Source organism: Aeromonas sp. 11P, assembly GCF_051920165.1.
In the GTDB taxonomy this organism is placed as follows: domain Bacteria; phylum Pseudomonadota; class Gammaproteobacteria; order Enterobacterales; family Aeromonadaceae; genus Aeromonas; species Aeromonas veronii.
The window spans coordinates 4,761,450-4,784,907 of the sequence record NZ_JBQBDJ010000004.1; the positions used below are offsets into that span (position 1 = coordinate 4,761,450).

Genomic DNA, 23,458 nt, shown 5'->3' on the forward strand with positions numbered 1-23,458 from the left:
TCGGACCCGGAGCCTTTGTCGTCTTGAGAATGAGGCTTTTATGACTCCTGTAGTAGCCCTGGTGGGCCGCCCCAACGTGGGGAAATCCACCCTGTTTAACCGCTTGACCCGTACTCGGGATGCCCTGGTTGCCGATTTTCCCGGTCTGACCCGGGACCGTAAATACGGTCAGGCGAAGTTGGGCGAGCTGGAATTTATCGTGGTCGATACCGGTGGTATCGATGGCACCGAAGAGGGGATCGAGCTGAAGATGGCCGAGCAATCCCTGCTGGCCATCGAAGAAGCAGACGTCGTGCTGTTCATGGTGGATGCCCGTGCCGGTCTGACCGCGGCGGATCAAGCCATCGCCGAGCACCTGCGCAAGGCCCACAAGAAGGTATTTCTGGTGGCCAACAAGACCGACGGTATCGACGGTGATTCCGCGGTCTCCGAGTTCTACGGTCTGGCGCTGGGCGAGGTCTACCAGATCGCGGCCGCTCACGGTCGTGGCGTGCTGAGCCTGCTGGAACTGGCCCTGGCTCCCCATCTGGAGACCCTGGTCGACTCCGCTACCGATGAAGATGCGCAGGATGAGGAAGAGGAGGACTTCGACGAAGAAGCCCTGCTGCGCATGGTGGCTGCCGGTGAACTCGATACCAAAGAGGACACCAAGGAGACCCCGTTCGCCGACCTGCCCATCAAGTTCGCCATCGTTGGCCGCCCCAACGTCGGTAAATCTACCCTGACCAACCGTATGCTGGGTGAAGATCGGGTCATCGTCTATGACATGCCCGGCACCACCCGTGACTCCGTTTACATTCCGATGGAGCGTGACGAGCAGAAGTATGTGGTCATCGACACCGCCGGTGTACGTCGTCGTGGCAAGGTGCACGAGACGGTGGAGAAGTTCTCCGTTATCAAGACCTTGAAAGCCATCGAAGATGCCAACGTTTGCCTGCTGGTGATCGACGCCCAGGAGACCATCACCGATCAGGACTTGAGCATCCTTGGCTATGTGCTCCACGCCGGTCGCTCCGTGGTGTTGGTGGTGAACAAGTGGGATGGTCTGGATCAGAAGGTGAAAGAGGATGTGAAGAACGAGCTGGATCGTCGCTTGGGCTTCATCGACTTCGCTCGTGTCCACTTCATCTCCGCCCTGCACGGCAGCGGTGTCGGCCATCTGTTTGAATCCATTCAGGAGGCTTACCAGTCCGCCACCCGTCGTACCAGCACGGCCATGCTGACCCGCATCATGCAGATGGCGCAGGAAGATCACCAGCCGCCGATGGTCAACGGTCGCCGCGTCAAGCTCAAGTATGCTCACGCCGGTGGCTACAACCCGCCGCGCATCGTGATCCACGGCAACCAGCTGAACGACTTGCCGGACTCCTACAAGCGGTATCTGATCAACTATTTCCGCAAGTCCCTCAAGATCATGGGCTCGCCGATCCGGGTCGAGTTCCAGGAGTCGGTCAACCCGTTTGAAGGCAAGAAGAACACCATGACCCTGAGTCAGGAACGTCAGCGCAAACGCCTGCTGAAAATGAAGAAGAAATAAGTCCTTGCGGCTGCCCTCACCGGCAGCCGCTTTGTTATCCTCGCCATGTTAAGGTGAGGAATAAGGGGAGGGGGATCTGCCATGGAACAAGACCATGGCAGATCTACTTTTCGAGGAGTTGATTATGGAAGTCCTGCTTTGTCCATCATGCCAGGCTGAACTGGATACCCGCAGCAAGGAGCAAACCTGTGGCCAGTGCCAGGCCCCTGTTCGCGTCACGGCCATCTGCCCCACCTGCCAGCAGGAGCTGGAACGTCTCAAGGCGTGCGGCGCGGTGGATTACTTCTGCAACCACTGCAACTCGCTGATCTCCAAGCGGTCGGTACAGTTCAAGGCGGCGCTGGTGTAAGACAGTATTCAGGTGAGAAAGCAGATAAAAAACCCGGCGAATGCCGGGTTTATGCTGTGTGCTCTGCAATAAGCAGGGTATAGGATCGATTTCTGCGCCACAGGTTGCGCTTGATGTCATTAAGCTTGAGTTTGCGTCTGGGGCTCCAGCTGCACTTCGCTTTTCTGACCAGACTGATTTTTCTACGTTTTTGCATCTTGGTCTCCTCCCAACTCAGTTGGCCATCCCGGCCTTGGGTCATTGATGGAGCCCATCCGAAATTGCTGTTATTTAATCTCTCAACATAATGAAAACAATGCGATTTCGGATAGGCTCCGATGTGAATCGATGGTAACAGAGAAGTTTGCGTGAAAACAGCCGAATAGTGGCTGGTTAGCGCATGGTGATCTGATTGACCACTTCGGCGATGGCGGTGGGGCGCTCGGCCAGCTCGGGCTCGCTGTCGTTGTCGAGACTCTCCCGCTGATGTGCCTTCTGCTGCTCGTTGTCGAGCCAGAGCAGACTCTGGTAATACTGGCGCACGTTGTTGACATAGTTGCGCGCCTCGCTGCCACGGGCATAGCCGTAACGTACCTTGCGGTGCCAGCGCGCTTGCTGTAGCAGCGGCAGCACCTCTTTCACGTCGCTCCAGGCGTCAGGATTCTTGCCGAGCTCTTTGGTCAGGCGGCGGGCGTCCATCATGTGGCCGTAACCTATGTTGTAGGCGGTGAGGGCAAACCACACCTTCTCGTCATCGGGCACCGAATCCGGCACCTTCTCCATCATCTGTTGCAGATAGAGGGAGCCACCTTTGATGCTCTCTTCCGGATGAAGCCGGTCGTTGACTCCCATCGCCTTGGCGGTGGGCTCGGTCAGCATCATCATGCCGCGCACGCCGGTGTAAGAGCGGGCCTGCGGGTCCCAGTGGGACTCCTGATAGCTGATGGCGGCGAGCAGACGCCAGTCGATATTCTTGGCGTGAGTCTGGAACAGCGGCTGGTACTTGGGCAGCAGGCTCTTGGCGCGCTTGAGGAAGGTACGGGTATCGACAAAGTCGAAGTTCTGCACGTGGCCGAAGTACTTCTCGTCCAGCTTGGCGATAGCACCATCCATAAAGCGCTGACCGAAGAAGTCGATCACGCTGGCATAGAGGCTGTCATCGGGCAGCTTGCTCATGGCCCAGGCAACGGTCTGCTTCTGGGCCAGGGTCAGCCCCTCGGTGAGCTCCGGGTAGTAGCGCTGGGTACGGGCCAGCACGGTATCCTGCACCACCGTGTAGTCAATCTTGCCATCCACCACCTGCTTGAGCAGCTCCTCCACATCGGCGTTGTCGCTAGTGCTCCAGGTTAGTTTCGGATTCTCTTTGCTCATCTCTTTGAGCAGATCTTCACCGGTGGAGCCGGCGGCCACCACCAGCTTGCCCTTGATATCGTTCAATGAGGCCGGCTTGGGTTTGCCGTTGCGGTAGACCAGTTTGGGAGAGACCTGGTAGAAGCCCGGGCCGAAGCGAAACAGCTCGCGCCGTTCGGGGGTGACCATGATGGCGGCAGCCGCCAGATCGAGTTTGCCCTTTTTCAGCAGGGTGACCAGTTGGTCGGTAGTGTCGACCGGGATGATGGTGAGTTTCACCCCCAACCAGTCGGCATAATTTTGCGCCAGCTCGTAATCGAACCCCTGGGCGAGGTCGTCACGTTGGTAATAGGAGGTGGGACCATAGATGGTGCCAACCCGGATCTCGCCTCGCTGGCGGATCTGCTCCAGCTGGCTGGAGGGGCTATAGAAGTCGCAGCCAACCAGCGTCAGCGTCAACAACAGCCCGATAAACAGTCGAAAAATGCAGCGCAAGTAGGTGAGTACCTTTGTTGAAAAAATCGGCATTTGTCAAAAAAGAGGCACCTTTATACCAGAGAGTGTGCGCAGAGTCACACTGCACGAAGTGAGAAAAACGTTTGTCCGCTGTGAGCCAGATCCCTATAATACGCGCGTCTCAATTCCCCCCCACTTTAAAACTTGGTGAGAAAGGTCATATGGATATCTTGCGTGGTGCCCCAGCACTGTCTGATTTTCGTGTCCAAAAACTGCTGCAACGCTTCGCACAGATGAGAAATGAGAGTGGAGTAGAGAGCGGAGTAGAGATAGAGGATGTCTATGCCGAGTATGTGCACTTTGCCGAGCTGACAAGCCCCCTCTCTCCCCCCGAGCGAGCGACCTTGGGCCAGCTCTTGCGCTACGGCCCGAGCATCCCCGAACACACCCCCAGCGGTCAGCTGTTTCTTGTTACCCCCCGCCCCGGCACTATCTCCCCCTGGTCTTCCAAAGCAACCGACATCGCCCACAACTGCGGCCTGAAACAGGTCAAGCGGCTGGAGCGTGGTATTGCCTATTACCTGACCATCAAGGGGCAGGGTGAGCTGAATGCCGCCCAGCGCAGCGCCATTGCCGCCGTGCTCCATGATCGGATGATGGAAGTGGTGTTTGCCGAGATGAGCGAAGCTGCCGCCCTGTTTGCTCACCACGAGCCGCGCCCCTTCACCCAGGTGGATGTGCTGGGCGGTGGTCGCGCAGCCCTGGCCGAAGCCAACGTGGCGCTCGGTCTGGCGCTGGCCGACGACGAAATCGACTATCTGGTGGAGAACTTCACCAAGTTGGGTCGCAACCCCAACGACATCGAGCTCTACATGTTCGCCCAGGCGAACTCCGAGCACTGCCGTCACAAGATCTTCAATGCCGACTGGACCATCGATGGCGAGCAGCAGCCCAAGTCGCTGTTCAAGATGATCAAGAACACCTTCGAGCAGACGCCGGATCATGTCCTCTCTGCCTATAAAGACAACGCCGCCGTGATGGAAGGGAGCCAGGGTGGCCGCTTCTTCCCGAGCCCGGCCAACGGCGAATACCAGTATCACCAGGAACAGGTTGACATCCTGATGAAGGTGGAGACCCACAACCACCCGACCGCGATCTCCCCGTTCCCGGGCGCAGCCACCGGCTCCGGCGGCGAAATCCGCGACGAGGGAGCCACCGGTCGCGGTGCCAAGCCCAAGGCGGGTCTGGTCGGTTTCTCCGTCTCCAACCTGCGCATTCCCGGCTTCGAGCAGCCCTGGGAGCAGGATTTCGGCAAGCCGAGCCGTATCGTCAGCGCCTTCGACATCATGCAGGAGGGGCCGCTCGGCGGTGCCGCGTTTAACAACGAGTTCGGCCGTCCGGCCATTCTCGGCTACTTCCGTACCTTCGAAGAGGAGGTGCCGAGCCACAACGGCGTCGAGGTGCGTGGCTACCACAAACCCATCATGCTGGCTGGCGGCATCGGCAACATCCGCACCGAACATGTCCAGAAAGGGGAGATCCCGGTCGGCGCGGCGCTGATCGTGCTGGGCGGCCCGGCGATGAACATTGGTCTGGGCGGCGGTGCCGCATCCTCCATGGCCTCCGGCCAGTCGGCCGAAGATCTCGACTTTGCCTCGGTGCAGCGTGACAACCCCGAGATGGAGCGCCGTTGCCAGGAGGTGATCGATCGCTGCTGGCAGCTGGGTGACGACAACCCCATCGTCTTTATCCATGACGTGGGGGCGGGCGGTCTCTCCAACGCCATGCCGGAGCTGGTCAACGACGGTGAGCGCGGTGGTCGTTTCGATTTGCGCGCCATCCAGAGCGACGAGCCGGGCATGAGCCCGCTGGAGATCTGGTGCAACGAATCCCAGGAGCGTTACGTACTGGCGGTAGCGCAGGACAAGCTGCCGTTGTTCAAGGCGCTGTGCGAGCGTGAGCGCGCACCCTATGCAGTCATCGGCACCGCGACCGAAGAGAAGCATCTGACCCTCTCTGACAGCCACTTTGACAACCAGCCCATCGATCTGCCGCTGGACGTGCTGCTCGGCAAGGCCCCCAAGATGCACCGCGACGTGGTGACTCTGCCTGCACAAGGCAAAGCGCTCCAGCTCGATGGCATCACTTTGAGTGACGCAGCCGAGCGGGTTCTGCGTCTGCCGACCGTGGCGGAGAAGTCCTTCCTTATCACCATCGGCGATCGCAGCGTGACTGGCTTGGTCAATCGCGATCAGATGGTTGGCCCCTGGCAGATCCCGGTGGCCGATTGCGCCGTCACCGCTGCCACCTACGACAGCTATCACGGCGAAGCCATGTCCATGGGCGAGCGTACCCCGGTGGCGCTGCTCTCCCACGCCGCCTCCGCTCGCATGGCGGTGGCGGAAGCGCTTACCAACCTGGCGCCGGCCCACATCGGGTCGCTGAAGCGGGTCAAGCTCTCCGCCAACTGGATGGCCGCTGCCGGTCACCCGGGGGAAGATGCCGGTCTCTATGAGGCGGTCAAAGCGGTGGGCGAGGAGCTCTGCCCGGCCCTTGGCATCACCATTCCTGTGGGCAAGGACTCCATGTCCATGAAGACCCGCTGGCAGCAGGATGGCAAGGAGCACAGCGTCACCTCGCCGCTCTCCCTGCTCATCTCCGCTTTTGCCCGGGTCGAGGATGTGCGCAACACCGTCACGCCACAGCTGCGTACCGATCTCGGTGAAACCGACCTTATCCTCGTCGACCTTGGCAATGGCAAGCAGCGCCTCGGCGCCTCGGCACTGGCGCAGGTCTATCGCCAGCTGGGTGACAAGGCGCCGGATCTCGACAATCCGGTCCAGCTCAAGGGCTTCTTCAACGCCATTCAGGCGCTGGTGGCCGATCGCAAACTGATCGCCTATCACGACCGCTCTGACGGCGGCCTGTTCGTCACCCTGACCGAGATGGCGTTTGCCGGTCACTGCGGCCTCGACATCCAGCTCGATCGTATCGGCGGCGAGCTGCTGCCGGCGCTGTTCAACGAAGAGCTGGGCGCCGTCATTCAGGTGCGTCGTGAAGATAAAGAGGCGGTGATGACCCTGCTGGCCGGGCACGGTCTTGCAGCCTGCTCCCATGTGCTCGGTACCGTGCGAGAAGGGGATCTCATTACCCTGCAGCGGGGCGGTCAGGAGGTCTATCGTGCCAGCCGTACCGCACTTCGCACCATCTGGGGCGAGACCAGCTGGCAGATGCAGCGCCTGCGCGACAATCCGGCGTGCGCCGACAGTGAGCACGCGGCCCGTCAGGACGCCACCGATCCGGGTCTGCATGCCAAGCTGACTTACAACCCGTCCGAGGATGTGGCGGCACCTTACATTGCCCGCGGGGTCTCCCCCCGTCTGGCGGTGCTGCGCGAGCAGGGAGTCAACTCCCATGTGGAGATGGCGGCGGCGTTCGATCGTGCCGGTTTCGCGGCGGTCGATGTCCATATGAGCGATATTCTCTCCGGTCGCATCAAGCTGGAGGAGTTCCAGACCCTGGTGGCCTGTGGCGGCTTCTCCTACGGTGACGTGTTGGGTGCCGGTGAAGGCTGGGCCAAGTCCATCCTGTTCAATGACAACGCCCGCGAGCAGTTCCAGCGCTTCTTCGAGCGCGGCGATACCCTCTCTCTGGGTGTCTGCAACGGTTGCCAGATGATGTCCAACCTGCGAGACCTCATCCCGGGTGCCGATCTCTGGCCGCGCTTTGTGCGCAACCGCTCCGAGCGCTTCGAGGCCCGCTTCAGTCTGGTGCAGGTACAGGAGTCACCGTCGGCCTTCTTCGCCGGCATGGCAGGCTCCGTGATGCCCATTGCCGTCTCCCACGGGGAAGGGCGTGTCGAGGTGCGCGATGCTGCTCACCTGAGCGCACTGCAGCAGAGCGGTCTGGTAGGGCTGCGCTTTGTCGACAACCGTGGCAGCGTGACCGAGCAGTACCCTGCCAACCCGAATGGCTCGCCGGATGGTATCACTGCCGTGACTACCACCGATGGCCGAGCCACCATCATGATGCCGCACCCGGAGCGGGTGTTCCGCACCGTGGCCAACTCCTGGCACCCCGACAACTGGGGCGAGGACGGCGCCTGGATGCGGATGTTCCGCAACGCCCGGGTTCGTCTGGGTTAATAGAGAGAGCACCAGCGCATAAAAACAGAAACCGGCCAATTGGCCGGTTTTTTTATGGTTCAACTGAGTGAGTCAGACAGGCGAGATGCCCAGTCAACCAATGGCTTCGTCGCCCAGTACGTTGATGAGGGGAGAATCGATTCAAGCCCTGTAAATGGTTTAAGGGGAAGGGCTCGATAAAAAAACCGGCAGCCAAGGCTGCCGGTTTTGCGGGTAATGGTGAGGGGGAACGTCTGTGAAGGTTACTGCAATACCACGTGCTGGAACCCTTGTACCAGGCTGATGACCGGCTGGGGATAGAGCCCCAGCAACACCACTAGGGCGGCAGAGAGCAGCACTACCACGCCACCGGAAGAGAGTGCCCAGTCGGCACTGGCATCCCGCTGCTGCATGCCCGGTTCGCGCAGATAGAGGGTCACCATCACCTTGAGGTAGTAGTAGAGACCCAGAGCGCTGCCGAGCACGATGGCACCGGAGAGCCACCAGAGCTGCGCCTCGACGGTCACACCGATGAGGTAGAACTTGCCGATAAAGCCGAGCGTCATCGGAATACCGGCCAGAGATAGCATCATCACCGTCAGCACGGCTGTCAGGTAAGGGCGCTTCCAGAACAGGCCGCGATAGCTGTGCAGGGAGTCAGCATCTTTGCCGCGATAGGGGCTCGACATCATGCTCACCACGCCAAAGGCACCCAGACTGGTGAAGAGATACATCAGCAGGTAGACCCCGGCTGCTTCCACCGGCATCTGGCCGATGCGGCTCGCCACGATCACCGCCAGCAGGTAACCGAAGTGGGAGATGGAGGAGTAACCCAGCATCCGTTTGACGTTGGTCTGCACCAGTGCCAGCAGGTTGCCGACCAGGATGGAGATGACCGCCATGGCAGCCAGCAGCCAGTGGATCATGGGATCGCTTGCCGCCGGTACCGCCAGATAGAAGCGCAGCAGCACGGCAAAGACCGCCACCTTGCTGACGGTGGCGAGGAAGGTGGCGACCGGTGCCGGGGCACCTTCATAGACATCCGGGGTCCAGAGGTGGAAGGGGGCCAAGGAGAGTTTAAAGGCAAAGCCGACCAGCATTAACCCCAAACCGCCCATCAGCAGTGGGTGGTGAGCCGGGCTCTCGGCCAGGGTCTGCCCCAGGGCGGCAAAGCTCAGGCTGCCTGCCTGGGCATAGAGCAGCGCCATGCCAAACAACAGGAAGGCGGTGGCGGCGGCAGAGAGCACCATGTATTTCACCGCGGCTTCCAGCGAGTGGCGCTCGCGGTAGGCGTAACCCACCAGACCGAACATTGGCAGGGTCAGCATCTCGATCCCGATAAAGAGAGAGGCGAGGTGACGGGAGCAGGCCAGCACCAGACCACCAGCGGTGGCGATCAGCAGCAGCAGGAAGAACTCCTCCCGGTTGTCCGGGTAGGCTTTCAGCCACGACTGGCCGAAGGTGCAGGTGGCTAGGGCGCCTATCACTACCAGTCCCATGTAGAAGACGGCGTAACTGTCCACTTGCAGCAGCGGGGTGACCCCCTGGTCCCCCTGCGCCATCACGATGGGCAGCGAGAAGAGCGCCAGGTTGAGGCCAACAATGGTCACGGTAAAGGCGGTAGTGACACAGCGGCGCCAGGCGATGGCCAGCATCAGGGCCGCCATGGCCCCGGTGGTCAACAGCAGGGGAAGCAGTGCCAGCAGTTGGGAAGCGGAGAAAGTCATTGCAGGGCTCCAGCAGTCGGCAGCAGATACCAGTGCAGCACATTGATGAGGCTGCTGCTGGCGGTATCAATCACGGGTTGGGGATAGAGGCCAAGCAGAACCAGCAAGCACGCGATCACCATCATCATGGTCAGCTCGCGGCGATCCAGTCCCTTGAGCACGCTCTCATCCTTGGTAGGGCCAAAGCAGGCGCGCTGCAACATGATGAGGGAGTAGACCGAGGCCAGTACCAGACCGAAGGTGGCGACCGCCGTGATGACCGGGGCAACCTGGAAGCTGCCGACCAGGATCAGGAACTCGCCGACAAAGTTGCCAGTGCCCGGCATGCCGAGCGACGCCACCGAGAAGAAGAGCATCACGCCGGGCAGATAGCGCAGGCGCCCCCACAGGCCGCCCATCAGGCGCAGATCCCGAGTGTGCAACCGCTCGTAGAGCTGACCGCAGAGGATAAAGAGGCCGGCAGCGGAGAGACCGTGGGCGATCATCTGCACCACGGCGCCCTGCAGGGCCACTTCGCTACCCGAGTAGATGGCGATCATCACAAAGCCCATGTGGGAGATGCTGGTGTAGGCCACCAGCCGTTTGATGTCGGTCTGGGCAAAGGCCACGATGGCACCGTAGACGATCCCGATCAGGCCAAGCACCATGGCGTAGGGAGCAAATTCGGCGGACGCTTCGGGGAAGAGCGGCAAGGCAAAGCGCAGCAGACCGTAGGCGGCGGTTTTGAGCAAAATACCGGCGAGATCCACCGAACCTGCGGTCGGCGCCTGACTGTGGGCATCCGGCAGCCAGCCGTGCAGCGGTACCAGCGGCATCTTGACCGCGAAGGCGATAAAGAATCCCAGCATCAGCAGCCACTGAACGCCCTTGCTCATCGGTGTATTGAGCAGCTCCAGATAGTTGAAGGTGAAGACTCCGGTGGCATGCTGGTGGGTCAGCACCAGCCCGATGATAGCCACCAGCATGATAAGGCCACTCACCTGGGTGTAGATAAAGAACTTGGTCGCGGCGTTGATCCGTGATTTGCCGTCAGTGACCGAGTGGCCCCAGAGCGCAATCAGGAAGTACATGGGAACCAGCATCATCTCCCAGAAGAAGAAGAAGAGGAACAGATCCAGCGCCATAAAGACCCCGAGCACGCCGCCCAGGATCCAGAGCAGGTTGAGGTGGAAGAAGCCGATGCGCTGCACGATCTCTTTCCACGAACAGAGAATGGCCAGCACCCCGATAAAGCAGGTGAGGATCACCATCAAGAGCGACAGGCCATCCACAGCCAGATGCAAAGAGATGCCGAAGCGGGGGATCCACGGCAGGCGCCACTCGGCGGCCCAGGCGGATGCAGCACCGGAGACGCCCGCGCTGTCGAGGCCCGTGGTGGCAAGGGAGAAGTCTCCACTTAGCCAGATGGCACAGGAGAGCAGCAGGCTGGCGCTCATGGAGAGCAGGGCTACCCAGCGGACAAACGGCCCGCCGAGACGCTCCATCTGCCAGCAGAGTAAGCCGCCGATAAAAGGAATTAGCAAGATCCAGAGTAAGGTCACGGTATCAGCTCTCGTTCAAGTTCATATGAGATTGCGCTCCCTGTTCCATCAGGGAAAGCAAACAGCCTGGCTGTATGATTGTCCGGTTGTTCATCGCGTTACCCCAGCAGCAACAGCGCCAGCACCAGCACGGCGCCGATCCCCATGGAGGCGGCATACCAGCGCAACTTGCCGGTCACGGTCCAGGCCAGCAGCTGGTTGCCACGCAGGGCAAGCCAGGCGGGCAGGCCCATCATCCAGTCCAGCGGATCCTGCCCGACCAGACGGGTTGCCAGCAGATAGGGTTTGACCCACAGCTGGTCGTAGAGCCAGTCAAAGCCCCAGGCATTGAACCAGAGGGTGCTGAGCAGGCGACCCGGCGCACTGTTGGCAATGGAGGTGGCCAGACGGCGCTCACCAAGGAACAGAAACGCGGCCAGCGCAATGCCGGCAATGGCGATGATGCCGGAGGCTACCTCCAGCGCATGGCGACCCTCTTCTATATGGTCCCCCGGGCCTGCGGGTAGTACACCTGCCAGTGGCGGGGTGATCAGCGCGCCTATGCCGGTGGAGAGCACCAGCAATACCAGCAGCGGCAGATGGTGAGCCAGACCGTGGCCCGCATGGGCTTTGGTCTGCTCTTTGCCATGGAAGGCGATAAAGATCAGCCGAAAGGTATAAAGCGAGGTGAGGAATGCCCCTACCAGACCTGCCCACAGCAGCGCGCTTTGGCCAGAGGCTTCTACTTGCCACAGGATGGCGTCCTTACTGTAGAAACCGGAAGTGACCAGCGGCAACGCCGCCAGCGCCGAGCCCCCCACCAGGAAGCAGGCATAGACCAGCGGCAAACTCTTGCGCAGGCCACCCATCTTGAAGATGTTCTGCTCATGGTGGCAGGCAACGATAACGGCACCGGCGGAGAGGAACAGCAGCGCCTTGAAGAAGGCGTGGGTCATCAGGTGGAAGATTGCCCCTTCCCATGCGCCGACACCGAGAGCCAGAAACATGTAGCCAATCTGGCTCATGGTGGAGTAGGCGAGGATCCGCTTGATATCGGTCTGAACCAGCGCGGCAAAGCCTGCCAGCACCAGGGTGATGGCGCCAACCAGCCCGACCAGATGGAGGATCTCTGGCGCCAGCAGGAACAGGCCGTGGGTACGGGCAATCAGGTAGACACCGGCGGTCACCATGGTGGCGGCATGGATCAGCGCTGAGACAGGGGTCGGGCCTGCCATCGCATCCGCCAGCCAGGTTTGCAGCGGCAGCTGTGCCGATTTGCCGACCGCGCCGCCCAGGAGCATCAGGCAGGCCAGCGACAGGGCAGGGGAGCCCTCGGCAAACATGATGGGCGCGCGCACCAGCAGCTCGTGGATATTGAGGGTGCCCAGTTCCCGATAGAGGATAAACAGGCCGATGGCGAGGAAGACATCACCCACCCGGGTCACGATAAAGGCCTTGAGGGCCGCCGCGCCGTTGTTGCGATCCTTGTAGTAGAAGCCGATCAGCAGGTAGCTGCACAGCCCCACCCCTTCCCAGCCGAGGTAGACAAACAGCAGGTCATCGGCCAGCACCAGAAATAGCATGCTGGCGATAAAGAGGTTGGTGTAGGTGAAGAAGCGGGAGTAGCCCTCTTCCCCGCGCATATACCAGGAGGCGAACAGGTGGATGAAGAAACCCACCCCGGTCACAACTCCCAGCATGGTCAGCGACAGGCCATCCAGTGCCAGTGAGAAGCTCGGGGTAAAGTTGCCCACCGCCATCCACTGCCACAGGCGCTGGACATAGACGCCCCCCTCGGGCGGGTTGCCCACAAAGTCGATGCCCACCCACAGGGTAGTGAGGGCCGACAGGCCAATGGAACCCACCCCGATCAGCGCCGAGGTACGCTCGCCAAACCGGCCGAGGGAGAAGGCCAGCACCAGCCATCCCAGCAGCGGAAATAGAAAAGTCAGATATAAGAGGCTCATCCGCGCATCTCGCTCACAGTGTCCACGTTCAGGGTGTGGTAACGACGATAGAGCAGCAGTAACAGGGCGAGGCCGATACTGGCCTCCGCTGCCGCCAGAGAAATCACCAGGATATACATGATCTGGCCATCGGCCTGGGCCCAGCGGCTACCTGCCACCACAAACGCCAGTGCCGAGGCATTCATCATGATCTCGATACTCATCAGGATGTAGAGCAGGTTGCGGCGGATCAGCAGACCGCACAAGCCGATGCAGAAGAGCACCGCGGCCAGCAAAAGCCCGTGCTCCATAGGGATTCCATTCATTGCTGACCTCCTTCTTGTGCAGTGCGGGATGCGGAGCGCGGGACGGAGAGCACTTCACCGCTCTTGTCTTCCCGACCCAGGTGATAGGCGGTCACTAGACCCGCCAGCAGCAGGATGGAGGCGAGCTCCACGGCCAGTACATAGGGGCCAAAGAGTTCGATACCGACCTGCTTGGCGGTCACCTCGGTCACTCCGATCAGGCCCCCGGTCACCCCGAGAATGCCGTGGCCCAAAAAGCCCAGCAGGATCAGCGAGAGCAGGGCAGGGCCTACCCAGGTCATGGGGGTGAGCCAGTTCTTCTCCTGCGCCTGCGCTGAACCCAGGTTCAGCATCATCACCACGAACACGAACAGCACCATGATGGCGCCGGCGTAGACGATCACCTGCAGGGCGCCCGCAAAGGCGGCGCCCAGGCAGAAGAAGATCATGGCCACGGCGATGAGGGAGATGATGAGATTGAGCAGCGCATGCATGGGATTGCTGGTGCTGATCACCCGCAGCGTGCTGTAAATGGCCACCAGGGCCGAGGCATAAAATGCCAGTTCCATGATTGACTCCTCAGGGCAGCAGGCTCTTGACATCGATGGGTTTGGCTTCGTTTTCGGCATCCCCTTTCGGTTTGCCGTCGATGGCCATCCCGCTCATGCGATAGAAGTTGTAGTCCGGGTATTTGCCGGGCCCGCTGATCAGCAGATCCTCCTTCTCGTACACCAGATCCTGGCGGCGATACTCACCCATCTCGAAATCCGGCGTCAGCTGGATGGCGGTGGTGGGGCAAGCCTCTTCACACAGGCCGCAGAAGATGCAGCGAGAGAAGTTGATGCGAAAGAATTCCGGATACCAGCGACCATCTTCCCGCTCGGATTTTTGCAGCGAGATGCAGCCGACCGGGCAGGCGACCGCACAGAGGTTGCAGGCCACGCAGCGCTCGTCCCCGTCGGGGTCGCGGGTCAGCACGATGCGACCGCGGTAGCGGGGAGCGGCATAGACTGCCTGTTCCGGATAGTTGAGGGTTTCACGGGGCCGCCAGGCATGGGAGAAGACCATGGCCAGGCTGCGTAACTGGGTGCCGACACCCTGAATAATGCTAACAATTTTCATAATGAGTGCCTCACTGCGTACTTATCAGTACAACTGCCGCGGTGATCAGCATATTGATCAGGGTCAGCGGCAAGCAGACTTTCCAGCCAAACGACATCACCTGGTCAAAGCGCGGGCGAGGCAGGGAGGCCCGCAGCAGGATGAAGAACACCATGAAACAGGCGGTCTTCAGGGCAAACCAGATGAAGGGAGGCAGCCAGGGGCCGTGCCAGCCACCGAAGAAGAGGGTCACGATGAGCGAGGAGATCAGCACGATGCCGATATACTCGCCCACGAAGAAGAGACCCCACTTCATCCCCGCATACTCGATGTGATAGCCGTCGGCGAGCTCCTGCTCGGCTTCCGGCTGGTCAAACGGGTGACGGTGGGTGACGGCGACACCGGCAAACAGGAAGGTGACAAAGCCCAGGATCTGAGGCACCACGTTCCACAAGTCTGCCTGTGCCTCGACGATATCCCGCAGGTTGAAGCTGCCTGTCTGGATCACGATCCCCATCAAGGAGAGCCCGAGAAATACCTCGTAGGAGAGGGTCTGGGCCGAGGCGCGCAAGCTGCCAAGCAGGGAGTATTTGTTGTTGCTCGACCAACCGGCGAATAGCACCGCATAGACCGCCAGCCCCGCGATGGCCAGGATGTAGAGCAGTCCCACATTGAGGTCCGCCACGCCCCAGGTGGGGGTGATGGGCACCACCGCAAACGCCAGAATAAAGGCGGTGAAGGCGATGATTGGGGCCAGGATAAAGATCCGCCGATCGGCGAACGGCGGGATCCAGTCCTCCTTGAAGAACATCTTGATCATGTCGGCGGCCAGCTGGAGCAGACCAAACGGCCCCACCCGGTTGGGGCCGTAGCGATCCTGCCACAGGGCCAGCAGACGGCGCTCGATGAAGCTCATGAAGGCGCCCGCCCCTACGATCCCCACCAGCACGATCAGTGCCTTGCCTACCTCCAGCAACAGATCGATCAGCGACTCGCTCATGCGATCACCTCCTGCAGGTTAGTGATTGAGGCTTGTTGCAGGGCCGTCGGCAGGCCGTTCACCCCAAGGGGGAGCCCCACCAGACCGGTGCTCAGCTGTTCGCTCAGGCGCAGGCGCAGTTGCCAGTGGCTACCGCCCCAGGAGAAGGAGACCTGACTGCCCCCGTGGAGGGCAAGACGCTCTGCATCAAGGGGATTGAGCACCAGCTCGGGTTCGTTCATCCGGGCCTGAATAACCGGGCTGCGAGCGGAGAGCTCCTCGCCGCCAAACAGCTGGGCATAATTGACCACTTGCAGCGTCTCTGTGGCCTTGAAGGGGGCGGGGATGGTGGTGAACCAGCCGAGCGGCTCCTTGCCTTCGGCCTGCGGGTCTGTTACTTCCAGCAGACGGCGACCCGGATCGCCAGCACGCAGTTTGCCACCCACTTCATCCTGGAACTTGTTCCAGGCGGAGGGAGAGTTCCAGCCCGGCGCCCAGGCGAACGGTACTTGCGGCAGCGGCTGACGGGCTCCGGCATACCCTTCCATGGAGAAGTTGAAGGGGGAGTCGGGATCTTGCGCTACCCGTGGCTCGCTGACGTTCTGATCCGCCAGCATGGAGGTGCGGCCGCTGTAGCGGTGCGGCTCACGGGCCAGCCGCATGCCACGGATCCGCAAGCCTGCGTTGGGCGCAGCTTCCAGCATGGTAGCCAGCAGCGGATGGCTGGTGGCGCAGTCATGGTTGACCTGGTCGAAGTTCTGCCAGCGCAGCGGCTTGCGTTCGATCGCCCCCTGCAGCGCCGCCAGCCAGCGCCACCCTTCACGCACCTGAATATCGGCGTTGTAGAAGGCGGGCGCATAGACCTGGAAGAAGCGTTGGGCGCGCCCTTCCATGTTCACCAGGGTGCCATCGGCCTCGGCAAAACTGGCCGCTGGCAGCACCAGATCTGCCTTGTTGGCGGTCGGGGTCGCCTGATGGTCGATGACCAGCAGGTGCTGCAGCCGTGCCAGAGCAGCATCCACCCGGTTGCGCGGCGCGCGGCGGTAGAGATCGTTCTCCAGGGTGACCAGCGCCAACCCCTCTTCTGACTCGATACGCGCAAGGGCGGCTTCGAGTGGCTTGTCTGACAAGGTTTGGGCGCCCAGCATGGCCAGACCCAGCGAGTTGGCCTCCTGGCCAACCAGCGCGATGTTGGCTTCCAGACCTCGGCCTTTCAGGGCGCGGGCAATGTTGCTGGCCGCCTCAAGCAGCGCCACATCGCGGGCAGTGGAGCCTGCAATGATGAGCGGCTTCTTGGCGTTGCCGAGCAGCTCGGCCCAGCGAGTCGCTTGTGCCTGCTGCTCGGGGCCGAGATCGGCCACGGCCGGTGCACTCGGGTCGAGCAGGTGGGCGATGGCAAAGCCAAGGCGCGCCTGATCGGCATAGGGGGCGTGCAGCTTGTCGGCCGCCACATCGTCAAGACGGGTGGTGTCGAGACTGGTGATGAGCAGCGGGTAGCGCTCGTTCTGACCCAGGGTCTGAACGGCGGCGACTTGCCACAGATCGACCTTCATCTTGCGGGCCAGCTCGCGAGCCTTGCCCTTGACCGACTGACGCAGCGCCAGCGCGATACGGGCGGCGCTCATGGTGACATCCTCGCCGAGCAGCAGAATGGCGTCGGCCTCTTCCATGTCCCGCAGGCTCGGGGTCGGCACGCCGCCCTGTTGCAGGATCTGCAGGATCTTCTGCTGGCATTCCCACTCGGCCTGCTCGACGCCAGCGTAGAAGTTGTCTGCCCCCACCAGCTCGCGCAGGGCAAAGTTGCTCTCCAGCGAGGCGCGGGGCGAGCCGATGCCGATGAGGCCACGGGCCGTGCGCAGGGCATCGGCGGCGCGGTTGAGGGCGCCATCGACCGTGATGGTCAGCTGGTCGTTGCCATCTTTGAGCTGCGGTTGGCGCGGGCGGTCCGCCAGATTGACGTAGCCATAGCCAAAGCGGCCACGGTCACAGAGGAAGTAGTGGTTGACGCTGCCGTGGAAGCGGTTTTCGATGCGGCGCAGCTCGCCATAACGCTCGCCCGGACTGATGTTGCAGCCCACGGAGCATTGCTGGCAGATGCTGGGGGCAAATTGCATGTCCCACTTGCGGTTGTAACGTTCGGAGTGGGTCTTGTCGGTGAAGACGCCGGTGGGGCAGACCTCCACCAGGTTGCCGGAAAATTCACTCTCCAGGGTGCCATCCTCGACCCGCCCGAAATAGACGTTGTCGTGGGCACCATAGACCCCGAGATCCTCGCCACCGGCATAATCCTTGTAGTAACGGACGCAGCGGTAGCAGGCGATGCAGCGGTTCATCTCGTGACCGATGAAGGGGCCCAGCTCCTGATTCTGGTGGGTGCGTTTGGTGAAGCGGTAGCGACGGCTGTTGTGGCCGGTCATCACCGTCATGTCCTGCAGGTGGCAGGCGCCGCCCTCTTCACACACCGGGCAGTCGTGAGGGTGGTTGGTCATCAACCACTCCACCACGCTCTTGCGAAATTCTTTAGCCTCTTCATCCTCGATGGCGATGTAGCTGCCATCGGTGGCCGGGGTCATGCAAGACATGACCAGACGACCGCGTTTGTCATCGGCATTCTGATACTGTTTGACCGCACACTGGCGGCAGGCGCCAACGCTACCCAGCGCCGGATGCCAGCAGAAATAGGGGACGTCCAGACCCAGCGACAGACAGGCTTGCAGCAGGTTATCTGCTCCGTCTACCTCGTACTCTTTGCCGTCTACATAAATGGTTGCCATACAACTTCCCTGAAACCTGTTTTGTGAAATCTGTGGTGTCGTTACCAGCGCTCGCCCAGCAGATTGGGCTGGATCCCTTTGACCGGCTTGCGGTTATCACCGCTGCCTTTGATCCCGGCCTCGAATTCGGAGCGGAAATATTTGATGGCGCTGGCGAGCGGCTCGACGGCGCCCGGTGCGTGGGCGCAGAAGGTCTTGCCCGGGCCAAGGAAACCGCAGAGTTGTTCCAGAGTCGCCAGATCGCCGGATTGCCCTTCGCCACGTTCCAGTGCCCGCAGCAGCTTGACGCTCCAGGGCAGGCCATCGCGACAGGGCGTGCACCAGCCACACGACTCGCGGGCGAAGAACTCCTCCATGTTGCGCAGCAGGGAGACCATGCTGATGGAGTCATCCACCGCCATGGCAAGACCAGTCCCCATCCGGGTGCCCACCTTGCCGATACCGGCGGTATACATCTGGGCATCGAGGTGCTCCGGCAGCAAGAAACCGGTTCCCGCGCCGCCCGGTTGCCAGGCTTTCAGGCGATAGCCGCTCTTCATGCCGCCGGCATAGTTTTCAAACAGCTCGCGGGCGGTAATGCCAAACGGCAGCTCCCAGACCCCGGGGTTGTTCACCTTGCCGGAGAAGCCCATCAGCTTGGTGCCGTGATCTTCCGAGCCCGGCAGGGCCAGCCCGTGATACCAGGCCACCCCGTTGCCAATAATGGCGGGGACGTTGCAGAGGGTTTCGACGTTGTTGACGCAGGTGGGTTTGCCCCAGACACCTGAGACTGCGGGGAAGGGGGGTTTGGCACGCGGGTTGGCACGGCGCCCTTCCAGCGAGTTGATAAGGGCCGTCTCTTCGCCACAGATGTAGCGACCGGCGCCAGTGTGAACAAACAGCTCGAAGTCAAAACCCGAGCCCAGAATGTTCTTGCCAAGCAAACCGGCGGCTTTTGCCTCTTCCACCGCACGACGCAGGTGGATGGCGGCATCAACGTATTCGCCGCGCAGGAAGATATAGCCACGATAGGCCTTGAGCGCCCGGGCCGAGATGATCATCCCTTCGATCAGCAGATGGGGCAGTTGCTCCATTAGCAGGCGATCTTTCCAGGTGTTGGGCTCCATCTCGTCGGCGTTGCAGAGCAGGTAGCGGATGTTCATGCTCTCGTCTTTGGGCATCAGCCCCCACTTCACACCTGTGGGGAAGCCCGCGCCGCCACGCCCCTTGAGACCGGCATCCTTGACGGTACTGACAATCTCGTCCGGGCTCATCTGGCCGAGCGCCTTGCGCACCGCTTCATAGCCCTGTTTGGCCTGATACTCCTCCAGCCACACCGGCTGGCCGTCATCCCGCAGCCGCCAGGTAAGCGGGTGGGTCTCGGCCGCACGCGGGGTGCGGTTGGCTGTGCCAAGAGAGGCGAGGATCTTGTTCTGCGGCAGGCTCATGGGTAAGCCTCCAGGGTTTTTAGCAAGGTCACCGGATCGAGGCCGCCATAGGTGTCGTCATCGATCATGATCGCTGGCCCCTTGTCGCAGTTGCCAAGGCAGCAGACCGGCAGCAGGGTGAAGCGGCCATCCGGGGTGGTTTGACCGGGGCCGAGGTTCATCACCTCCTTGAGACCGGCCAGCAGATCTTCATGGCCATTGATGTAGCAGACCATGCTGTCGCAGACGCGGATGATGTGACGCCCCACCGGCTGGCGGAAGATCTGGCTATAGAAGGTGGCGACCCCCTCCACGTCGCTGGCAGGAATGCCGAGCTCGGCCGCGATGGCATGAATGGCGCCGTCGGGGACCCAGCCTCTGGCCTGCTGCACGATCTTGAGCGCTTCGATGCTGGCGGCGCGGGGATCTTCGTAGTGGTGTTTCTCGTGTTCGATGGCATCGCGTTCAGCCTGGCTCAGAACGAAGTCGTCCTGTTTGCTGCTGCATGCCCCTTGCCCCTGTGGGGTCTGATTATTGTGACACTGACATTGCTGGCTCATGACTTGACCTTTGGTGGCTTGTCCTTTTACTGCTCGTCCGGTGATCCGAATTCCCGGCCATGGCCGGGAGGCAGGATCACTTAACGGTCCACATCCGACATAACGAAATCGATACTGCCCAGATAGACGATGAGGTCCGACACCATGCTGCCCTTGATCACCGAGGGGATCTGCTGCAGGTGAGCAAAGCTCGGGGTGCGGATCCGGGTCCGGTAGCTCATGGTGGAGCCGTCGCTGGTCAGGTAGTAACTGTTGATCCCCTTGGTCGCCTCAATCATCTGGAACGACTCGGCAGCGGGCATCACCGGACCCCACGACACTTGCAGGAAGTGGTTGATCAGGGTCTCGATGTGCTGCAGGGTGCGCTCTTTCGGTGGTGGCGTGGTGAGGGGGTGATCCGCCTTGAAGGGGCCCTCCGGCATGTTCTTCATGCACTGCTCGATGATCGACATGCTCTGGCGGATCTCCTCGATCCGCACGGTGGCTCTGTCGTAGGCATCGCCATTGCTGCCGACTGGCACCTCAAAGTCGAACTGGTCATAGCCCGAATAGGGGCGCCACTTGCGCACGTCGAAGTTGAGGCCGGTGGCGCGCAATCCGGCCCCCGTGGTGCCCCAGGACAACGCCTGCTCGGTGGTGTAGGAAGAGACGCCTATGGTGCGACCGCGCAGAATGCTGTTGCGCATCGCCGCTTTTTCGTAATCCATCAAGCGCTTGGGCAACCAGCTCAACAGGTTGTCCTGCACCAGCCGCTGCCATCCCTTCGGCAAGTCGTGGGCCACACCGCCGATACGGAACCAGGCCGGATGCATGCGGGCACCGGTGATCGCTTCGATGATGGTGTAGATCTTCTGCCGGTCGGTGAAGGTGAAGAAGACCGGCGTCATGGCCCCCACGTCCTGAATATAGGTCCCGAGGAACAAGAGGTGACTCTGAATGCGGAACAGCTCCGCCATCATCACCCGGATCATGTCGACCCGCTGCGGCACTTTGATGCCGGCCAGCTTCTCGACCGCCAGCACATAGGGGAGGTTGTTCATCACCCCGCCCAGATACTCGACCCGGTCGGTATAGGGGATGTAGCTGTGCCAGGACTGGCGCTCGCCCATCTTCTCGGCACCACGATGGTGGTAGCCGATGTCGGGCACGCAGTTGCGGATCTCCTCGCCATCGAGCTGCAACACCAACCGGAAGGCGCCGTGAGCAGAGGGGTGGTTGGGGCCGAGGTTCAAGAACATGTAGTCCTCATTCTCGTTGCCGCGGGCCAGCCCCCACTCTTCCGGTTTGAACAGCAGGTTCTCCTGCTCCATGTCCTGTTTGGCGGCATCGAGCATGAAGGGATCGAATTCGGTGGCGCGCGCCGGGTAATCCTTGCGCAGCGGGTGACCCTGCCAACTCTTGGGCATCATGATCCGGGTCAGATGGGGGTGGCCATCGAAGGTGATGCCCATCAGATCCCACACTTCCCGCTCGTACCAGTTGGCATTGGGGAAGTGGTTGGTGATGGTGGGCAGATGCAGGTCACTCTCGGCCAGCGCCACTTTCAACATCACATCGGCGTTACGGTCGATTGAGATGAGGTGATAGAAGACGGTGAAATCGCTCTGGGGCAGACCGTCGCGATGGCTGCGCAGCCGCTCGTCAGTCGCACTCAGATCAAAGAGCATCACGAACGGGGAGGGCACCTTGCGCAAAAAGCCCATCACATCCTGCAGCAGTTCGCGGGGGATCCAGACCACCGGCACGCCGGTGCGCGTGGTCTGCACGGTGAAGTGCTCGGCCCCGAAGTGGGCAAACAGTTCGCCAATGACTTTGGCATCCTTGTGGTCGCTGGGCTGCCACTGGGCCATGGCGTAATTGCTGGGAAAATCACGAGTCAGTTTCATGGTCAGATCTCATCCGGCGTGCGCAGGTTGGTCACATTGATCCGTTCGCCGCGCTTGCGCTCTTTTTCGGCCTGCATCTGGGGACGGTAGATTCCCTGATCGCCCACTACCCAGGAGAGGGGGCGGCGCTCTTTGCCGATGGAGTCCTGCAGCAGCATCAGGGCTTGCAAAAAGGCTTCGGGACGGGGCGGGCAACCCGGAATGTAGACGTCGACCGGCAGGAACTTGTCCACCCCCTGCACCACGGAATAGATGTCATACATGCCCCCGGAGTTGGCACAGGCCCCCATGGAGATCACCCACTTGGGTTCGAGCAACTGTTCATACAGGCGCTGGATGACTGGCGCCATCTTGATGAAGGGTGTCCCTGCAATCACCATGAAATCGGCCTGACGGGGCGAGGCACGGATAACTTCGGCGCCGAAGCGGGCCACATCGTGGGGGGAGGTGAAGGCGGTACACATCTCCACGTAGCAGCAGGAGATGCCGAAGTTGTAAGGCCAGAGGGAGTTTTTGCGGCCCCAGTTGACTGTGTCTTGCAGCACCTCCTCGAGGCGGCCCATCATGATGCCGCGCGTCGCTTCTTGCGCCAGTGGGTCATCGACGGTCTGGCGCTGCTCCTGGGGGTAGCGCTCAACGGGTGCATCCGGGTCAATCCGGGTCAGGGTGTACTTCATGGTGCAACCTCAAGGAAAGGGTCTGTGGTTCAATCACTGTTTTTGTTGTTCAACTGCGGTTTGCGCGGTGACCAGTCCAGTGCGCCGATGCGCCAGAGGTAGATCAGGCCGATAAGCAGCAGTCCGATGAAAATGGTGGCTTCAATAAAGCCGACCCAGCCGCTCTCCCGCACGGAGACAGACCAGGCAAACAGGTAGAGCGCCTCGACGTCGAAGATGACGAAGAACATGGCGACCAGATAGAACTTGGCGGAAAAACGCAGGCGGGCACTGCCGACCGAGTCGACACCGGATTCAAATGGCTTGTTCTTGGTGCGGCCGTAGGCGCGACCTCCCAGCAGGGCGGCGAGACCTATCATCACCAGACAGATGGTGATGGCACCGATGACATAAATGGCAAAAGCCCAATGTTGAGCAGAAATATCAGCAAACATAGAGGTTTTTCCTAACCAAATTAATCAAGCGACTTAACAATAATGTTACGCATTATGACACTTTCGCACTGATTTACATGTCATTTTTACGGGTTAATTATTAATCGGTTAACCGGTAATTAAATTTTGTTAAGAAGCGCACTTTTTTGTTGGTTATGGCGGGCGGCAAAGGCTTGGAAAGCGCAGAACGCTGCTCCTCGCCATCACCTGAAAGGGGTAAATGTCCCGTGCGAAGCCGGATCAGGCCGGTATCGCGGGCAGGGGGCACAGGCGGGAGAAGAGCGTGATGGCGGGTGAGGTAGGGGGGGGCGGCAAGAGCAATAAAAAGAGAGGCTTTCAAGCCTCTCC

At 61.0% G+C, this 23,458-nt stretch carries 18 protein-coding genes; 3 read left to right on the forward strand and 15 right to left on the reverse strand.

The genetic code is table 11. The features are described 5' to 3' along the window. The first annotated feature begins 40 nt into the window (after nucleotides 1-40). On the forward strand, nucleotides 41-1,537 hold the full coding sequence (der, locus tag ACTG1P_RS22010; protein ID WP_005333794.1) for a ribosome biogenesis GTPase Der: 1,497 nt from the start codon (nucleotides 41-43) through the stop codon (nucleotides 1,535-1,537). Between the two features lie 124 nt (nucleotides 1,538-1,661). Continuing rightward, nucleotides 1,662-1,886 carry a zinc ribbon domain-containing protein gene (locus tag ACTG1P_RS22015; protein WP_031227524.1) on the forward strand — a complete coding sequence of 75 codons (225 nt, stop codon included), beginning with the start codon at nucleotides 1,662-1,664 and terminating at the stop codon, nucleotides 1,884-1,886. A gap of 372 nt (nucleotides 1,887-2,258) precedes the next feature. On the opposite strand, the gene mltF is transcribed toward ACTG1P_RS22015, so the two are convergent. Continuing rightward, nucleotides 2,259-3,743 (reverse strand): membrane-bound lytic murein transglycosylase MltF, encoded by a 1,485-nt coding sequence (mltF, locus tag ACTG1P_RS22020; RefSeq protein ID WP_421289913.1) that lies wholly within the window; start codon nucleotides 3,741-3,743, stop codon nucleotides 2,259-2,261. Nucleotides 3,744-3,892: 149 nt separating this feature from the next. On the opposite strand from mltF, the gene purL reads away from it, so the two are divergent. Next, entirely contained in the window at nucleotides 3,893-7,816 is a 3,924-nt protein-coding gene (purL, locus tag ACTG1P_RS22025) for a phosphoribosylformylglycinamidine synthase (RefSeq protein ID WP_440000152.1), read from the forward strand. Between the two features lie 242 nt (nucleotides 7,817-8,058). Here the strand turns inward: purL and nuoN are convergent, their stop codons facing one another. The 14 genes from nuoN to ACTG1P_RS22095 all read right to left on the reverse strand — a co-directional run bounded on the left by nuoN (nucleotide 8,059) and on the right by ACTG1P_RS22095 (nucleotide 23,450). After that, complete coding sequence (gene nuoN / locus ACTG1P_RS22030) at nucleotides 8,059-9,522, reverse strand: NADH-quinone oxidoreductase subunit NuoN (RefSeq protein ID WP_440000153.1); 1,464 nt, start codon at nucleotides 9,520-9,522, stop codon at nucleotides 8,059-8,061. Continuing rightward, nucleotides 9,519-11,063 (reverse strand): NADH-quinone oxidoreductase subunit M, encoded by a 1,545-nt coding sequence (gene nuoM / locus ACTG1P_RS22035; protein ID WP_440000154.1) that lies wholly within the window; start codon nucleotides 11,061-11,063, stop codon nucleotides 9,519-9,521. Before nuoM ends, nuoN begins: the two co-directional genes overlap by 4 nt. 98 nt (nucleotides 11,064-11,161) lie before the next feature. Continuing rightward, the gene (gene nuoL / locus ACTG1P_RS22040; RefSeq protein WP_440000155.1) at nucleotides 11,162-13,009 is read right to left on the reverse strand and encodes an NADH-quinone oxidoreductase subunit L; all 1,848 of its coding nucleotides are present in this window, start codon (nucleotides 13,007-13,009) and stop codon (nucleotides 11,162-11,164) included. Then, on the reverse strand, nucleotides 13,006-13,314 hold the full coding sequence (gene nuoK, locus ACTG1P_RS22045; RefSeq protein ID WP_005337247.1) for an NADH-quinone oxidoreductase subunit NuoK: 309 nt from the start codon (nucleotides 13,312-13,314) through the stop codon (nucleotides 13,006-13,008). The genes nuoL and nuoK overlap by 4 nt, the downstream gene beginning before the upstream one ends. Further along, the gene (nuoJ, locus tag ACTG1P_RS22050) at nucleotides 13,311-13,862 is read right to left on the reverse strand and encodes an NADH-quinone oxidoreductase subunit J (RefSeq protein WP_440000156.1); all 552 of its coding nucleotides are present in this window, start codon (nucleotides 13,860-13,862) and stop codon (nucleotides 13,311-13,313) included. The genes nuoK and nuoJ overlap by 4 nt, the downstream gene beginning before the upstream one ends. 10 nt (nucleotides 13,863-13,872) lie before the next feature. After that, complete coding sequence (gene nuoI, locus ACTG1P_RS22055) at nucleotides 13,873-14,415, reverse strand: NADH-quinone oxidoreductase subunit NuoI (RefSeq protein WP_005337245.1); 543 nt, start codon at nucleotides 14,413-14,415, stop codon at nucleotides 13,873-13,875. A gap of 10 nt (nucleotides 14,416-14,425) precedes the next feature. Beyond that, nucleotides 14,426-15,394, reverse strand: coding sequence for an NADH-quinone oxidoreductase subunit NuoH (nuoH, locus tag ACTG1P_RS22060; protein WP_042019045.1), 969 nt, complete (start codon nucleotides 15,392-15,394; stop codon nucleotides 14,426-14,428). Next, nucleotides 15,391-18,147: an NADH-quinone oxidoreductase subunit NuoG gene (gene nuoG, locus ACTG1P_RS22065; protein WP_440000157.1), complete on the reverse strand. Its 2,757-nt coding sequence runs from the start codon at nucleotides 18,145-18,147 to the stop codon at nucleotides 15,391-15,393. The genes nuoH and nuoG overlap by 4 nt, the downstream gene beginning before the upstream one ends. A gap of 41 nt (nucleotides 18,148-18,188) precedes the next feature. After that, nucleotides 18,189-19,574: an NADH-quinone oxidoreductase subunit NuoF gene (nuoF, locus tag ACTG1P_RS22070; protein ID WP_236292646.1), complete on the reverse strand. Its 1,386-nt coding sequence runs from the start codon at nucleotides 19,572-19,574 to the stop codon at nucleotides 18,189-18,191. Next, the gene (gene nuoE / locus ACTG1P_RS22075; protein ID WP_005337236.1) at nucleotides 19,571-20,113 is read right to left on the reverse strand and encodes an NADH-quinone oxidoreductase subunit NuoE; all 543 of its coding nucleotides are present in this window, start codon (nucleotides 20,111-20,113) and stop codon (nucleotides 19,571-19,573) included. Before nuoE ends, nuoF begins: the two co-directional genes overlap by 4 nt. 80 nt (nucleotides 20,114-20,193) lie before the next feature. After that, nucleotides 20,194-21,999 carry an NADH-quinone oxidoreductase subunit C/D gene (gene nuoC / locus ACTG1P_RS22080; RefSeq protein ID WP_440000158.1) on the reverse strand — a complete coding sequence of 602 codons (1,806 nt, stop codon included), beginning with the start codon at nucleotides 21,997-21,999 and terminating at the stop codon, nucleotides 20,194-20,196. Between the two features lie 2 nt (nucleotides 22,000-22,001). After that, on the reverse strand, nucleotides 22,002-22,676 hold the full coding sequence (locus tag ACTG1P_RS22085; protein WP_005344917.1) for a NuoB/complex I 20 kDa subunit family protein: 675 nt from the start codon (nucleotides 22,674-22,676) through the stop codon (nucleotides 22,002-22,004). A 29-nt stretch (nucleotides 22,677-22,705) separates the two neighbouring features. Beyond that, nucleotides 22,706-23,110, reverse strand: a complete 405-nt coding sequence (locus ACTG1P_RS22090; RefSeq protein ID WP_005344919.1) for an NADH-quinone oxidoreductase subunit A — start codon at nucleotides 23,108-23,110, stop codon at nucleotides 22,706-22,708. A 100-nt stretch (nucleotides 23,111-23,210) separates the two neighbouring features. Then, the gene (locus ACTG1P_RS22095; protein WP_440000169.1) at nucleotides 23,211-23,450 is read right to left on the reverse strand and encodes a hypothetical protein; all 240 of its coding nucleotides are present in this window, start codon (nucleotides 23,448-23,450) and stop codon (nucleotides 23,211-23,213) included. Nucleotides 23,451-23,458: the final 8 nt, after the last annotated feature.

Coding starts and splice junctions, on each gene's coding strand:
- ACTG1P_RS22085 (WP_005344917.1), bottom strand. CDS start 22,676: ATGAAGTACACCCTGACCCGGATTGACCCGGATGCACCCGTTGAGCGC.
- nuoE (WP_005337236.1), bottom strand. CDS start 20,113: ATGAGCCAGCAATGTCAGTGTCACAATAATCAGACCCCACAGGGGCAA.
- nuoL (WP_440000155.1), bottom strand. CDS start 13,009: ATGAGCCTCTTATATCTGACTTTTCTATTTCCGCTGCTGGGATGGCTG.
- ACTG1P_RS22090 (WP_005344919.1), bottom strand. CDS start 23,110: ATGTTTGCTGATATTTCTGCTCAACATTGGGCTTTTGCCATTTATGTC.
- nuoK (WP_005337247.1), bottom strand. CDS start 13,314: ATGAATGGAATCCCTATGGAGCACGGGCTTTTGCTGGCCGCGGTGCTC.
- nuoI (WP_005337245.1), bottom strand. CDS start 14,415: ATGAAAATTGTTAGCATTATTCAGGGTGTCGGCACCCAGTTACGCAGC.
- ACTG1P_RS22015 (WP_031227524.1), top strand. CDS start 1,662: ATGGAAGTCCTGCTTTGTCCATCATGCCAGGCTGAACTGGATACCCGC.
- purL (WP_440000152.1), top strand. CDS start 3,893: ATGGATATCTTGCGTGGTGCCCCAGCACTGTCTGATTTTCGTGTCCAA.
- nuoJ (WP_440000156.1), bottom strand. CDS start 13,862: ATGGAACTGGCATTTTATGCCTCGGCCCTGGTGGCCATTTACAGCACG.
- nuoC (WP_440000158.1), bottom strand. CDS start 21,999: ATGAAACTGACTCGTGATTTTCCCAGCAATTACGCCATGGCCCAGTGG.
- nuoH (WP_042019045.1), bottom strand. CDS start 15,394: ATGAGCGAGTCGCTGATCGATCTGTTGCTGGAGGTAGGCAAGGCACTG.
- nuoN (WP_440000153.1), bottom strand. CDS start 9,522: ATGACTTTCTCCGCTTCCCAACTGCTGGCACTGCTTCCCCTGCTGTTG.
- nuoF (WP_236292646.1), bottom strand. CDS start 19,574: ATGAGCCTGCCGCAGAACAAGATCCTCGCCTCTCTTGGCACAGCCAAC.
- mltF (WP_421289913.1), bottom strand. CDS start 3,743: ATGCCGATTTTTTCAACAAAGGTACTCACCTACTTGCGCTGCATTTTT.
- der (WP_005333794.1), top strand. CDS start 41: ATGACTCCTGTAGTAGCCCTGGTGGGCCGCCCCAACGTGGGGAAATCC.
- nuoG (WP_440000157.1), bottom strand. CDS start 18,147: ATGGCAACCATTTATGTAGACGGCAAAGAGTACGAGGTAGACGGAGCA.